12 protein-coding genes are annotated in these 13,851 nt (G+C 48.7%); 10 read left to right on the top strand and 2 right to left on the bottom strand.

Annotated features, from left to right (window positions below):
- The first annotated feature begins 406 nt into the window (after positions 1–406).
- The 10 genes from ilvB (at position 407) to ADU24_RS02775 (ending at position 10,361) form a co-directional block, all read left to right on the top strand.
- The gene (gene ilvB, locus ADU24_RS02825; protein WP_053368750.1) at positions 407–2,116 is read left to right on the top strand and encodes an acetolactate synthase large subunit; all 1,710 of its coding nucleotides are present in this window, start codon (positions 407–409) and stop codon (positions 2,114–2,116) included.
- Positions 2,113–2,634, top strand: a complete 522-nt coding sequence (gene ilvN, locus ADU24_RS02820; RefSeq protein ID WP_053365209.1) for an acetolactate synthase small subunit — start codon at positions 2,113–2,115, stop codon at positions 2,632–2,634. The genes ilvB and ilvN overlap by 4 nt, the downstream gene beginning before the upstream one ends.
- Before the next feature lie 45 nt (positions 2,635–2,679).
- Positions 2,680–3,690: a ketol-acid reductoisomerase gene (ilvC, locus tag ADU24_RS02815; protein ID WP_053365208.1), complete on the top strand. Its 1,011-nt coding sequence runs from the start codon at positions 2,680–2,682 to the stop codon at positions 3,688–3,690.
- A gap of 285 nt (positions 3,691–3,975) precedes the next feature.
- The gene (locus ADU24_RS02805; protein ID WP_053368749.1) at positions 3,976–5,520 is read left to right on the top strand and encodes a 2-isopropylmalate synthase; all 1,545 of its coding nucleotides are present in this window, start codon (positions 3,976–3,978) and stop codon (positions 5,518–5,520) included.
- Between the two features lie 40 nt (positions 5,521–5,560).
- Positions 5,561–6,667, top strand: coding sequence for a 3-isopropylmalate dehydrogenase (gene leuB, locus ADU24_RS02800; protein WP_053365206.1), 1,107 nt, complete (start codon positions 5,561–5,563; stop codon positions 6,665–6,667).
- Between the two features lie 15 nt (positions 6,668–6,682).
- Positions 6,683–8,101: a 3-isopropylmalate dehydratase large subunit gene (gene leuC, locus ADU24_RS02795; protein ID WP_053365205.1), complete on the top strand. Its 1,419-nt coding sequence runs from the start codon at positions 6,683–6,685 to the stop codon at positions 8,099–8,101.
- Positions 8,102–8,683, top strand: a complete 582-nt coding sequence (gene leuD / locus ADU24_RS02790) for a 3-isopropylmalate dehydratase small subunit (RefSeq protein ID WP_053365204.1) — start codon at positions 8,102–8,104, stop codon at positions 8,681–8,683.
- 19 nt (positions 8,684–8,702) lie between these two features.
- Positions 8,703–9,713 (top strand): threonine ammonia-lyase, encoded by a 1,011-nt coding sequence (gene ilvA, locus ADU24_RS02785; RefSeq protein WP_082306786.1) that lies wholly within the window; start codon positions 8,703–8,705, stop codon positions 9,711–9,713.
- Between the two features lie 251 nt (positions 9,714–9,964).
- Positions 9,965–10,159, top strand: a complete 195-nt coding sequence (locus tag ADU24_RS02780) for a hypothetical protein (RefSeq protein WP_053365203.1) — start codon at positions 9,965–9,967, stop codon at positions 10,157–10,159.
- Position 10,160: 1 nt separating this feature from the next.
- The gene (locus ADU24_RS02775; RefSeq protein ID WP_053365202.1) at positions 10,161–10,361 is read left to right on the top strand and encodes a YwbE family protein; all 201 of its coding nucleotides are present in this window, start codon (positions 10,161–10,163) and stop codon (positions 10,359–10,361) included.
- A gap of 78 nt (positions 10,362–10,439) precedes the next feature.
- Here the strand turns inward: ADU24_RS02775 and ADU24_RS02770 are convergent, their stop codons facing one another.
- Both ADU24_RS02770 and ADU24_RS02765 read right to left on the bottom strand, forming a co-directional pair.
- Entirely contained in the window at positions 10,440–11,810 is a 1,371-nt protein-coding gene (locus ADU24_RS02770) for an MATE family efflux transporter (protein WP_053365201.1), read from the bottom strand.
- A 195-nt stretch (positions 11,811–12,005) separates the two neighbouring features.
- On the bottom strand, positions 12,006–13,733 hold the full coding sequence (locus ADU24_RS02765; protein WP_053365200.1) for an ABC transporter ATP-binding protein: 1,728 nt from the start codon (positions 13,731–13,733) through the stop codon (positions 12,006–12,008).
- Positions 13,734–13,851: the final 118 nt, after the last annotated feature.

The raw sequence follows: 13,851 nt of genomic DNA, 5'->3' as shown, positions 1-13,851 counted from the left end.
CGGTAAAACGTTGACGGGAACAAAGGAATAAGAACCTAGTATTTACAGAGAGCCGGGGCAGCTGGAAGCCGGCAATACTACTTATTCTGACATCGTCCCTGAGTATTAAGCTGAACGGTCCTTCCCACTAGGCTTAATCGGGTGTTTTCGGCACTCGTTATTAAAACGGAGCGGATCTTTTTTCCGCTGCATGAGGCGGCAGTTGCAAGACTGCCGTGAATCCGGGTGGTACCGAGGAAAGACATAGGCCTTTTCTCCCCGAATATCCTGCTGTTTTTAAAACGGCGGGTTGTTCGCGGGAGGAAAGGTTTTTTTATTGGAAAAATGGGTCACGAATTATGCCAAACTGGCTACTATTTATCTCTTATTTTAAAAACTGGAGGGATTTCACGTGAAAGTGGAGACAATGCCAGCCATGGAACAGGCTGTTGCACCAAAAACGGGTGCCGATGTCCTGATTGAATCATTGGTGAATGAGGGGGTCGATACGATATTCGGCTATCCTGGGGGAGCTGTATTGCCAATTTACGATGCAATCTACCGCGCCCGAGGCCAAATTAAGCATTTATTGTTTCGCCACGAACAGGGCTCCATCCATGCTGCCGAAGGATATGCCCGCATTACCGGTAAGCCCGGCGTCGTCCTAGCAACATCCGGCCCGGGCGCAACCAACCTAATTACAGGAATTGCAGATGCAATGATGGACTCTTTGCCGCTCATTGTTTTTACGGGCCAGGTCGCAACCAGCGTAATTGGAACAGATGCTTTCCAGGAAGCGGATATCATCGGGATCACGACCCCTATTACAAAGCATAATTACCAGGTCCGGTCGATCGCGGATTTGCCGAGAATTATTAAAGAGGCCATCCACATTGCTTCAACTGGCAGGCCGGGACCAGTTGTCATTGATATGCCAAAGGATATTTCAGCTGATCTTGTTTACGAAAGTAACTTGGAAACGGACTTTCATCTGCCGGGCTATCAGCCGACAACAAGGCCGAATCCGCTGCAAATCAACAAGCTGGCCGATGCCTTATCAAAAGCAAAGAAGCCTGTCATCCTTGCGGGGGCTGGTATCCTCCACGGGAAGGCAACCGCGGAATTAAAGGCGCTGGCCGAGAAATACAGGATTCCGGTCACAACAACACTTCTCGGGCTGGGTAGCTTCCCCGGCACCCATGAGCTGTCGCTTGGAATGGCCGGAATGCACGGGACCTATACAGCCAATATGGCCCTATATGAATGCGACCTGCTTCTCAATATCGGCGCAAGATTCGATGACCGCCTAACAGGAAACCTGAAGCATTTCGCACCGAAAGCGAAGGTAGCCCATATTGACATCGACCCTGCCGAAATTGGCAAAAATGTGCCGACAAGCATTCCGATTGTCGCTGACTCGAAAGAAGCGCTGAACGAATTGATGAAAAACGATTTCGGGATGGAAAACCATATGGAATGGCTAAGCAAGCTCGCTGATAACAAGGGCAAGTATCCGCTTTGGTATACCGACTATAACGGGAGGTTAAGCGCACAACAAGTTATACAAGCGGTATATGAAGCGTCAAGAGGTGAAGCGATTGTCACGACTGACGTAGGACAGCACCAAATGTGGGCGGCCCAGCATTACACATTGGACAACCCGGACAAATGGGTAACATCCGGCGGGCTTGGTACGATGGGCTTCGGTTTCCCTGCTGCAATTGGCGCCCAGCTTGCCGCACCTGATAAAACGGTCATCGCATTCGTCGGCGACGGCGGGTTCCAGATGACACTTCAGGAGCTCGGCGTCCTGCAGGAGCTGAAACTTCCTGTAAAAGTCATCATTGTCAATAACGGGGCTCTTGGAATGGTCCGCCAATGGCAGGAGGAATTTTACGAGGAACGTTATTCTGAATCGCTTATGCCCGTCCAGCCAGACTTTGTCAAATTGGCCGAGAGCTATTCAATCAAAGGCGCCAAGATCCAAAACGAGGAAGAGCTTATGCGCATCCTGCCCGAAGCGCTTGCCTATGACGGCCCGGTCGTCCTTGATTGCAGGGTTGTCCTTCAAGAAAATGTCTACCCGATGATTGCACCGGGCAAGGGATTGCACGAAATGATAGGAGTGAAACCATGAAGCGGATCATTACAGCCACCGTCCAAAACAAAAGCGGCGTCCTTAACCGTGTTACCGGCCTCCTTCAGCGGCGGCAGTTCAATATTGAGAGCATTTCGGTCGGGCCAACAGAAATTGACGGCATCTCAAAAATGACCCTTGTTGTTGAGGTTGAGGACAGCCAAAAAATTGAACAGCTGACGAAGCAGCTTCATAAACAGATTGATGTTTTAAAAGTTTCCGATATTACCGATAAGGCGGTTGTTTCCCGCGAGCTTGCCTTGATCAGGGTTGCAAGCAGCGGCCAGCTCCGCAGGGAAATCAAAGAAATCATTGATCCATTCCGCGCGGCCGTCATTGATGTCTGCAAGGATAGCCTTGCCGTCCAGGTGACCGGGAAACCTGAAAAAGTCGAAGCATTAATTGAACTGCTCAGGCCATACGGAATTAAAGAAATTGCGAGAACCGGCATTACCGCCCTCTTGCGCGGAAGCCAGCCGCAAGTATCCGAATTACCTTCTTATTCGCTTCAGAGGTAAGAATTTAAAATATACATTCAAACATACTCGAAAGGATGATAACAAATGGCAAAAGTACTTTATAATCAGGACATTTTTGAAGAGGTATTGAAATCGAAAAAAATCGCAGTAATCGGTTATGGTTCCCAGGGCCATGCTCACGCTTTGAACCTGAAGGAAAGCGGATATGATGTCGTTGTCGGGCTTCGCGGAGGAAAGTCTTGGGACAAAGCCGCCGAGGATGGCGTAGCGGTTTGTTCCGTTGCTGAAGCAACTGCACAGGCGGATGTTGTAATGGTTCTCCTTCCTGATGAAAAGCAGCCACAAGTATACGAGGAGAGCATTAAAAATAACCTCAAGCCCGGAGCAGCGCTCGTTTTCGCGCATGGGTTCAATGTCCATTTCAATCAGATTGTCCCACCTGCAAATGTGGACGTGTTCCTTGTCGCACCTAAAGGCCCTGGCCATCTTGTCCGCCGTACCTACCAGGAAGGCGCCGGGGTCCCTGCCCTGTTTGCAGTCCACCAGGATTACTCCGGCCAGGCTAGGGAAATTGCGCTTGCCTATGCAAAAGGAATTGGTTCCGCCCGTGCCGGCGTATTGGAAACTACATTCCAGGAAGAGACCGAAACCGATTTATTCGGTGAGCAGGCTGTCCTCTGCGGTGGGTTGACCAGCCTTGTTAAAGCAGGCTTCGAAACGTTGACAGAAGCCGGCTATCAGCCAGAAGTTGCTTACTTCGAGTGCCTTCATGAACTGAAGCTGATTGTGGATCTCATGTACGAAGGCGGACTTGAAAACATGCGCTACTCCATCTCAGATACAGCGCAATGGGGAGATTTTGTTTCCGGCCCACGTGTTGTGAACGAAGAAACTAAGGCTCGCATGAAGGAAGTCCTTCACGACATCCAGACTGGCGAATTTGCAAAAGGCTGGATCCTTGAAAACCAAGTGAACCGCCCGCAGTTCAACGCCATCAATGCACGGGAAAACAGCCACCCGATTGAAACAGTCGGCCGCGAACTCCGCGAGCTGATGCCGTTTGTAAAACCAAAGCAAAAGGCAATGTCGCGTTAAATGTTTTTTGTCAAAAAATAGTAGGGTGTAAGTTGATTGGAGCGGAAGGCACGTAGACTCCAGCGGGATGCAGCGGCATGTGGAGACCCCACAGGCGCAAGCGCCGAGGAGGCTCCACTGGCGCCCCGCGGAAAGCGAAGTGCCAGGAGAGGAAATCAACAGCAAGGTTAAAGTAGAATATAAAACCTATGATGCAACCTATATAGTTTTATTGAAACCAAGGCCCCTTCCCTGCTATTTACGGCAAGGGGCCATACCTAACAAAGAAGGAAGGGAATTCTAGTGGTGCAGAACATTCACATATTTGATACGACCTTGCGCGACGGGGAGCAATCTCCCGGAGTCAATTTGAATCAGCTTGAAAAACTGGAGATTGCCAGGCAGCTAGAACGGTTTGGCGTGAATGTAATGGAAGCCGGGTTTCCCGCTTCTTCACAAGGGGATTTTGAAGCCGTACGGACGATTGCCAGAACCGTCAGGAATGCATCAATTGCAGGCCTTTCAAGGGCGACGAAAAGCGACATTGATATTAGCTGGGAGGCACTGAAGGAAGCAGAAGCCCCGCGCCTTCATATGTTCCTCGCCACCTCTCCCATCCATATGACATACAAGCTGAAAAAATCGCCGGAACAGGTTATACAGCTGGCTGTCGATATGGTCCGTTACGCGAAAGCCAAATTCCCGCAGATTGAATGGTCCGCAGAGGATGCCTCGCGCTCCGACCTTGACTTCCTTGTCCAAATCATTGAAAAGGTTATCGATGCCGGAGCGACTGTCATCAATTTGCCTGACACTGTCGGATATGCGACCCCCGCTGAATATGGCCGGATGTTCCGTTACGTGAAGGAAAATGTACGAAATATTGATAAAGCAATTTTATCGGCGCATTGCCATGATGACCTCGGGCTGGCCATCGCCAATTCCCTGGCCGCCATTCAAAACGGAGCAACCCAGGTTGAAGGAACGATCAACGGAATTGGTGAACGCGCCGGGAATGCGGCACTCGAGGAATTTGCCGTAGCGCTAGGCATCCGCAATGACCAGTTTCCTTTTTCCACAGGATTGAACTTAAAAGAAATCAAACGGACGAGCGATCTGGTCCGGAAGCTTACCGGGATGCCGATAGCCCCTAACAAGGCAGTCGTCGGGCAGAATGCCTTCGCCCATGAATCGGGCATCCACCAGGATGGAGTGCTGAAACACCCGGAGACCTATGAAATTATCAATCCATCAATGGTTGGTATCGAATCGAATGAGCTTGTACTCGGAAAACACTCCGGACGCCATGCCTTCAAGGAGAAAATTGAAAAGCTTGGCTTCTCGCTAACCGTGGAAAAGTCAGAAGAGGCTTTCAGGCAATTCAAATCGCTGACAGACCGGAAAAAAGAAGTGACCGACGAAGATTTGTTCACGATTCTTACGGACATCCAGACTGCTGTGTCCGATGTGAAAAAATATGAGCTGCTTGCCTACCAGGTCCAGTCCGGTTCCATCAACCTCCCGACCGCGACCGTTGCCTTGACAACGCCGGAAGGGATACGTACCGAAACTGCACGGACTGGAAAAGGCCCAGTCGAAGCTTTATACAACACGCTTGAAGCACTGATAAAAGAAGAAATTCATTTAACAAAATACCAATTAAGCTCCGTCGGCCAAGGACGCGATGCTTTGGCTGAGGTTCATGTGAAAATGATCGTAAATGAGATGCCGGTAAGCGGACGCGGCTCTTCCCAGGATGTACTCGAAGCATCGGCTAAAGCATTTTTAAATGCTGTCAACCGGGTCTTTTACGGCCAAACTACGAAAGTCCTGCAAACAGCGAATAGCTAAGGGCAGGGACGAAAAAACGATGATAGAGGAGGCCAAATCCATGAAAAAACATATTGTTATGCTGCCCGGAGATGGGATAGGCCAGGAAGTGATGGCCTCTGCCCAAATGGTGTTAAACACAATCGCCGAGGAGTTCAACCATTCATTCACCTTTGAAAGCCACGACATTGGCGGAATTGCGATTGACCGCCATGGCACCCCATTACCGGCAGAAACATCCACCGCCTGCAAGAAGGCTGATGCTGTCCTCCTTGGAGCGGTCGGCGGGCCAAAATGGGATACGAACCCTTCCCATTTAAGGCCTGAAAGAGGTTTGTTGGGAATCAGAAAGGAACTTGGGCTCTTTGCAAACCTTAGGCCGATCAAAGGATTTGAAAAGCTGCTTCATGCATCCCCCCTTAAGGAGGATGTTGTAAAGGGAAGCGACCTCCTTATCGTCAGGGAACTTACCGGCGGACTCTATTTCGGAACTCCAAGCGAGCGGCGCGACAATGGCCAGGCAGCTGTGGACACTCTCTTCTATACTCGCTCCGAGATTGAAAGAATCGTAGAAAAGGCTTTCCAATGCGCCCAGCAGCGCCGCGGCCATCTTACTTCAGTAGACAAAGCCAATGTGCTTGAATCGAGCAAGCTTTGGCGGGAAGTGGTCGAGGAAAAGAAACAGCAGTACCCGGATGTTACTGTTGAACATGTCCTTGTCGATGCGGCGGCGATGAAATTAATCACGAACCCCTCTCAGTTCGATGTCATCGTAACCGAGAACATGTTTGGCGATATTCTTAGCGATGAAGCCTCAGTTTTAACAGGATCGCTTGGAATGCTTCCGTCCGCAAGCCTAAGGGAAGATGGATTCGGCCTTTATGAGCCTGTCCATGGGTCGGCTCCCGATATCGCCGGAAAAGGAATCGCCAATCCGGTTGCAATGATTCTTTCGGCGGCGATGATGCTGAGGCATTCTTTTGGGCTGAATGAAGAAGCAGATGTGATAGAAGAAACAGTGGAATCCATCCTGAATGACGGGTTCCATACTGCGGACATTAAAGCTGGCAGCGGGCAAAAGGTTGGAACGGAAGAGATGACAAAAAAGATTATTGAAACAATTAAAACCAGAAACGCAGCCAACTGCATTATGGACTGCTACGCCTAAAGAAGGGGGATAACCATGCATTCACCAAAGACAATCATTGATAAAATATGGGAACAGCACGTTGTCCATCGGGAAGATGGCAGGCCGGACCTTTTGTATATTGATTTACATCTGGTACACGAAGTAACCTCTCCTCAGGCTTTTGAAGGATTGAGGATGAATGGACGCACTGTCCGCAGGCCGGATTTAACTTTTGCAACAATGGACCATAATATTCCGACAAAGGATCAGTCTGTCATTAAGGATTTAATTTCGAAGAAGCAGATTGAAACGCTGATTGATAACTGCCGCGAATTTAATATTCCGCTCGCGGATATTACCCACCCCGATAATGGGATTGTCCACGTAATCGGCCCGGAGCTTGGCCTTACCCAGCCAGGCAAGACGATTGTTTGCGGGGACAGCCATACATCTACGCACGGCGCGTTCGGTGCGCTTGCCTTCGGTATCGGGACAAGCGAAGTCGAGCATGTACTTGCAACGCAAACCCTTTGGCAGCAGCGCCCGAAAACATTGAACATCAAGGTAAACGGCAAGCTTGGATTCGGTGTGACTGCAAAGGACTTGATTTTGGCAATCATTGCCGAGAATGGGGTCCAGTTCGGTACAGGACATGTGATTGAATTTACAGGTGAAGCCATCCGCTCCCTTTCAATGGAGGAAAGGATGACCGTCTGCAACATGTCAATCGAGGCGGGTGCACGCGCAGGCTTGATCACCCCTGACGAAACAACATTCAACTATCTCCGCGGCAGAAGGTTCGTTCCTCAGGGCGCCGAATTTGATAAGGCGATTGAGAATTGGCGCATGCTTGCAACGGACGAAGGCGCCGTGTACGACAAAACAATCGAAATTGATGCCTCCGAAATCGCACCGCAGGTTACCTGGGGCACGAACCCCGGAATGTGCATCCCTGTTGATGCCATGATTCCGGCTCCGGAATCCGCGGCTTCAGAAAGTGAAAAACAGGAGATTGAGCGTGCCCTTGACTATATGGGCCTTGAAGCCGGGCAGCCAATTACCTCTGTCACAATCGAGCATGTGTTTATTGGCTCGTGTACAAATTCAAGGCTGAGCGATTTGCGCAGGGCCGCTTCCGTTATCGAGGGGCGCCATGTTAATCCTGGAGTAAAAGCAATCGTTGTTCCGGGTTCGAAAAGCGTGAAAGCCGCAGCCGAACAGGAAGGCCTTGATGTTATTTTTAAAAACGCGGGTTTTGAATGGCGTGACGCGGGCTGCAGCATGTGCCTCGCGATGAACGATGATGTCGTTCCGCCAGGCGAACGCTGTGCATCGACTTCTAACCGAAACTTTGAAGGGCGCCAGGGAACCGGCGCGCGCACACATCTTGTCAGCCCTGAAATGGCAGCCGCAGCTGCAGTTGAAGGCCGATTCGTGGACATTCGCCAATTCGCCGCAGTGGAGGTGCTGTAAATGGAACCAATCACAATCCATACCGGGCTTGTGTTTCCGCTTGACCGAAGCAATGTGGACACAGACCAGATTATCCCGAAACAATTTTTAAAACGGATCGAGCGCCAGGGATTCGGCCAGTTCCTGTTTTATAACTGGCGGTTCGACCAATCGGGCAAGCCGATTGAGGAATTCCCTCTTCATGATAAAAAATATGAGGGTGCGTCCATCCTCCTTGCAGGCGACAACTTCGGCTGTGGCTCTTCCCGGGAACATGCCCCCTGGGCTCTTCTCGACTATGGCTTCAAGATTATCATCGCCCCGAGTTACGCCGATATTTTTAAAAACAATTGTGTAAAAAACGGGATCCTGGCCATCGAAATGCCTTATGAGCAAGTCCAACAGCTTATGGAAAAAGCAGAAGCGGAAAGCTATTCGTTAACGGTGGACCTCTCTGCCCAAACAGTCCAGGATGGGGAAGGGTTCTCGTATCATTTTGACATCGGGGAGTATTCAAAGGAAATGCTCTATAATGGCTTGGATGAAATAGGCATTACTCTTTTATATGAAGAAAAAATTTCACAGTTTGAAAGAAGTCTTTAATTGATAAAACTTATGAAAAATGAAGGAGCGTGAACCCCTTGGGGATTCTTTAACGACTAAAATGATTTCCGAAGCGATGGAACAATTGGCAAAAACCGTTTATCGTACTCCACTAACGACCTCTGCATTTCTGAATAGCCTGGCCGGGAAGAATGTCTTTTTTAAAATGGAAAATCAGCAAAAGACCGGGGCTTTTAAAATTCGCGGGGCCAGCTATAAAATGTCATGCCTGACAGAGAAGGAAATGCAAAAAGGCGTTATAGCTGCATCGGCGGGCAACCATGCCCAAGGTGTCGCATTCGCCGCTTCAAAGAGAGGGATTGCAGCCAAAATCTACATGCCGGAAAATACGCCTCAGGCAAAAATCAATGCAACGGAATATTACGGAGCAAGGGCCGTCATTACAGGGGCCTCTTTTCAGGAAGCTTATCAGGCAGCGTGCAGTGAGCAGAAAAGGACGGGAAGTTTCTTTCTCCATCCATTCGATGACTACGATGTCATGGCTGGCCAGGCAACGATAGCGGTTGAAATGCTGATGCAGCAACCCTTTCTTGATACGCTGATTGTCCCGGTTGGAGGCGGCGGCCTGATTAGCGGGGTGGCGGTTGCCGCAAAGCATATACAGCCGAACATACGAATCATCGGCGTCCAGGCTGAAGGAGCAAAGGTTATGTATGATTCTTTTCATAACCATCCAGTACCAGGCAGCCGGTTTGCCGGCACCATTGCGGAAGGCATTGCCGTCAAGGAACCTGGAAAGTTGACCCTTCCTATTATCCGGCATTATGTAGACGATATGATTACTGTAAGCGAGAGCGATATCGCCACTGCCATTGTTTACATGCTAGAAAGGAAAAAAACATTAGTCGAAGGCGCAGGGGCGGCAGCTTTTGCTGCCCTCCTCGCCAACCGAAGCACCATCCGCTCCAAAAACTGCGGAATTATCGTCAGCGGCGGCAACATGGATGTCTCCAGGCTGGGATTCATTCAACAACTGGCCCAAGGCGGAATCTTATCCTGTTTGGCGTGAGCCGTGGTCAGATATATAGTAGAAAGCCAACTTATTATTGCGATAAGTTGGCTTTCTCTTTTCTAAAATCTTTTCCTAAACATACTTTAACTTGATTTCCTTCTGCGGGCGGTTTTTATAAACAGCAATTCTTTCGTTGATGTAAAAGCAATAGGTAATTTTTAGATATTTTCCTTGGTCTCTATTTCCCAAACAACAAAAAATAGATTATACTTTATAGACTAGCATCTATTTAAAAAGGAGACTTTCCTATGGAAGAGAACACGAATCCAGGAACCGAGAAAAAGAAGATCAGCCTGCAGGAGGCAATGAAGCAACAGCTTGCCAATAAGAAAAACCAGGCGGCAGCAGCAAAGGGTATGGGCGGCACAGATACTTCCACGAAAAAAATGAAGAGCCAGATGACGAAAAAGCCAAGCAACACACGCAGGAAAATGGGCTCTTAAAATGGACGGACAAAACAGGAAGGACATCACACCAGGAATAACAGTCGATATTGTCCTGAAAGCGGATCAACGTACAGGCAAGCTGACAAGGGGGATCGTAAAAGATATTCTCACAAAATCCCCAAACCATCCCCACGGCATTAAAGTCAGGCTCACGGATGGCCAGGTCGGCCGGGTAAAAAAAATTCATGCAGAAAACTAAAAAGCATTCAGGGACCGAAATCCTTGAATGCTTTTTTCTGTTCATGTTATGAAAGCTAAAGGTATTGCTTTTACAGCTTTAAACCGGCTGGATATTTTTCTCGACGAGGGACTTGCTTTCCCACACACGGCTTTTCCACCTGTAATACATGATGATTCCCCTGAACCATTCATCGGCTATAAAGGCAATCCAAATTCCGACGAGGCCCATTCCCATCGTAATACCGAGTAAATAGGCAACAGGCACCCCGATTCCCCACATCGACACAAAAGCCATTTTCACGGGGAAGTTGGCATCGCCGGCCGCCCTGAGTGCCGCGATGATAACGATATTGAATGTCCTCCCGGGCTCCAGGATAAGCCCTAGTAATAGAAGCTTTGCCCCTTCCGTAATAATCTTGTTGTTGTCCGTAAAAATGCCAAGAAGCGATTCCCTGAAAATGACCATCGGGATGACGACGGCAATCGTCATCACCAAACTCCACTTAAGGCTTTTCAGAAGGCGGTGATAGGCACCGTTATAGTCGCCCGCCCCAACTCGGTAACCAACCAGTATTTGCGTCCCCTGCCCGAGTGCGATTGCGAAGAGCATCATGAATGCCATGATATTCCACGTATACACTCTTGTTGTCAGAGCCATTGCCCCAAGCAGGGCGATGATGGCTGTTATGGCCATCTGGCTTGTATTGTAGACGAGGTTTTCCCCGGCTGACGGAATCCCGATTTTCAGGATTTTTTTAATAAATACCGGACTGAAATTCGTATAGTCTTCTTTTTTGATTTTTACCGGCAGTCGCTTATACAGCAGCCAGAAGATCATTATGACGGCGATGGCCCGGCTGACGGCGGTGGAAATTGCGACTCCCTGGATTCCCATCTGAGGCATCCCGAACAGGCCATAAATCAACACGCTGTTTCCTGCCAGGTGGATGATATTCATCAGGATTGAAATCATCATAGCTTCCTTTGAAAAACCGTTCGCGCGCAGAATCGATGAGGCTGTGACGAGAAGGGCCTGGGTAAACAAGGTGGCCCCTACAATCGCAAGGTATTGTTCAGCAAGCCTGTGGATTTCCGGAGTTAGGCCAAAAAGGGTTAGAAAACTCCCTTTGAACAGAACGACAAGCGCGCTGATTGCAACCCCAAAAATAAGATTGAGAGATATGGATATTCCCGATATCCTTCTGGCGTCCTTGACTAGGCCTGCACCCAAATTCTGCGAGACAAGCACTGTTGTCCCTGTTGCCACGAATCCAAAGATTAGAATCGTAAAAAATACAAGCTGATTGGCAACTCCAACGGCTGCCACCGCTTCGTCAGACACATAGGAAAGCATGAACGTATCCGTGCTGCCCATTAGCATATGCAAAAATGACTCAATGAAAATTGGCCATGTTAAAGCAAATAATCCAGGTTCTATGAAGCTGTTTTTTTTGGCCGCTTCTGCCATGTCTTCCACCTTCTTTTAAAAACTTCTTCACGTGCGGTTTTATTACGCAACCTCCCTACTCTAGAGCATTTCCCAGTTGGTGTCTATTCTTTTTTAAAAATAACATTTCTTCCGAACCACGGGTCCTTTAATTGTTGAGTTAAAAAAAGCCCACTGAATAAACCCCTCAACAGGCTAATCCAGTGGGCCGTGCATTTAGTTTGTTACGGATGTTTCAAACTGTACTTTATGGAGATTCGCAAAAATTCCGCCTTGCTCAATCAGTTCTTCGTGGCTGCCTTCTTCGGCGATGCCATCTTCTGTCACGACTACAATCCTGTCGGCATTGCGTATTGTAGCGAGCCTATGGGCAATGACTAGTGTGGTCCGATCCTTCGCCAATTCTGTGAGAGCTTTTTGGATGATTCGCTCTGTCTCTGTGTCAAGAGCGGATGTTGCCTCGTCCAGAATCAGGATTGGCGGATTTTTCAGGAACATACGGGCAATCGCGATTCGCTGCTTTTGGCCGCCCGATAGCTTAAGGCCGCGTTCACCAATTTGCGTTTCATAGCCATCTGGGAGTGATGCAATGAACTCCTCAAGATGGGCTTTTCTCGCGGCATCTTCAATATCTGCCTGTGATGCCCCGAGCGAGCCGTACGCAATATTCTCGCGGAGTGTCCCTGTGAACAGGAACACATCCTGCTGGACGATGCCGATTTGCGAACGGAGAGATTTTTTCGCCATATCACGGATGTCAATCCCATCAATGGAGATGCTTCCGCTATTAACATCATAGAAACGCGGAATCAATGAACAAATTGTTGTTTTTCCAGCACCTGACGGACCAACGAAGGCGACCGTCTCGCCATGATGGATATCGAGATTAATCCCCTCGAGGACAGGCTTATTATTGTCATAGCTGAACGTAACGTCCCTGAAAGTGATGTCTCCCCTTAAATATGGTACAGTGATTGCATCCGGGGCATCAACGACATCCGGGCTCTGGTCCATCAGCTCGGTGAACCGCTTGAAGCCGGCCATGCCTTTTGGATACAGCTCAAGAATGGCACTGATTTTGTCGATCGGCTTGAACAAGACGTTGATATACAGGACAAATCCGACCAGTTCACCATAGCTCAAGCTTCCTGTGAAGCTGAGCCAGGCGCCATATACGAGTACAACAAGAACCATCAGCCTTGTCGACATATAAATGCCTGAAGAGCTGAACGACATCACCTTGTAGGCAGCAAGTTTCGCCTTGCGGAACTTCCGGTTATTTTTCGTAAACCGCTCAATTTCGAAATCTTCATTCGTAAAAGACTGAACGACGCGGATGCCGGAAACACTGTCCTCGACCCGGGCATTCACGTCGGCGATATCGCTGTACATGTTTTTCCATGCAGCATTCATTTTTTTGTTTGCATAGGAAATCAGCCAAACGAGAAATGGAGCAATAATCATTGCTGTCAGCGCAAGCTTGACATTGATTGTCAGCATAATCCAAAAGGCCCCAACAAATGTCATCGCGGCAATGAACAAATCCTCCGGGCCATGGTGTGCGAGCTCCCCAAGATCGAATAAATCATTGGTAATCCTGCTCATGATGTGGCCGGTTTTCGTATTGTCAAAAAAGCGGAATGATTGCTTTTGGACATGCTGAAACAGTTCCTGCCTCATATCGGTTTCGATATTGATCCCGAGCTTGTGTCCCCAGTAGTTGACAATAAATTGGAGCATCGTACTCACGATATATAATAGAAGAAGTCCGATACTGACCCCAATGATTGCATTCCAGTCGCCGCTGGGCAGCAATTTATCAATGAACCAACTTACCGCAAGCGGAAAAGCCAGCTCAAGTGCCGCCACAATGACAGCACTGCCGAAATCAATAATAAATAGCCTTCTGTGAGGCCGATAATAAGTAAAAAAGCGACGTATCATTTCTGTATATCCCCCCTGCTCTTCTTGTGATTATATGCCAAACCGAGGAGAAACCACAACACTATAAACCTCTTTTCCAATATTTTTTTCGGAAACCGAAATAAAAACACGAACAGTG

It is taken from the genome of Bacillus sp. FJAT-27245 (assembly GCF_001273955.1).
GTDB lineage: Bacteria > Bacillota > Bacilli > Bacillales > Cytobacillaceae > Bacillus_D.
The sequence above is the reverse complement of the archived record's forward strand: the minus strand, read 5'-3'. Positions and strand labels throughout refer to the sequence as shown.

Excerpts from the sequence above, each read along its gene's own strand:
- ilvB (WP_053368750.1), top strand. The coding sequence starts at position 407 with ATGCCAGCCATGGAACAGGCTGTTGCACCAAAAACGGGTGCCGATGTC.
- ilvN (WP_053365209.1), top strand. The coding sequence starts at position 2,113 with ATGAAGCGGATCATTACAGCCACCGTCCAAAACAAAAGCGGCGTCCTT.
- ilvC (WP_053365208.1), top strand. The coding sequence starts at position 2,680 with ATGGCAAAAGTACTTTATAATCAGGACATTTTTGAAGAGGTATTGAAA.
- leuB (WP_053365206.1), top strand. The coding sequence starts at position 5,561 with ATGAAAAAACATATTGTTATGCTGCCCGGAGATGGGATAGGCCAGGAA.
- leuC (WP_053365205.1), top strand. The coding sequence starts at position 6,683 with ATGCATTCACCAAAGACAATCATTGATAAAATATGGGAACAGCACGTT.
- leuD (WP_053365204.1), top strand. The coding sequence starts at position 8,102 with ATGGAACCAATCACAATCCATACCGGGCTTGTGTTTCCGCTTGACCGA.
- ilvA (WP_082306786.1), top strand. The coding sequence starts at position 8,703 with ATGAAGGAGCGTGAACCCCTTGGGGATTCTTTAACGACTAAAATGATT.
- ADU24_RS02780 (WP_053365203.1), top strand. The coding sequence starts at position 9,965 with ATGGAAGAGAACACGAATCCAGGAACCGAGAAAAAGAAGATCAGCCTG.
- ADU24_RS02775 (WP_053365202.1), top strand. The coding sequence starts at position 10,161 with ATGGACGGACAAAACAGGAAGGACATCACACCAGGAATAACAGTCGAT.
- ADU24_RS02770 (WP_053365201.1), bottom strand. The coding sequence starts at position 11,810 with ATGGCAGAAGCGGCCAAAAAAAACAGCTTCATAGAACCTGGATTATTT.
- ADU24_RS02765 (WP_053365200.1), bottom strand. The coding sequence starts at position 13,733 with ATGATACGTCGCTTTTTTACTTATTATCGGCCTCACAGAAGGCTATTT.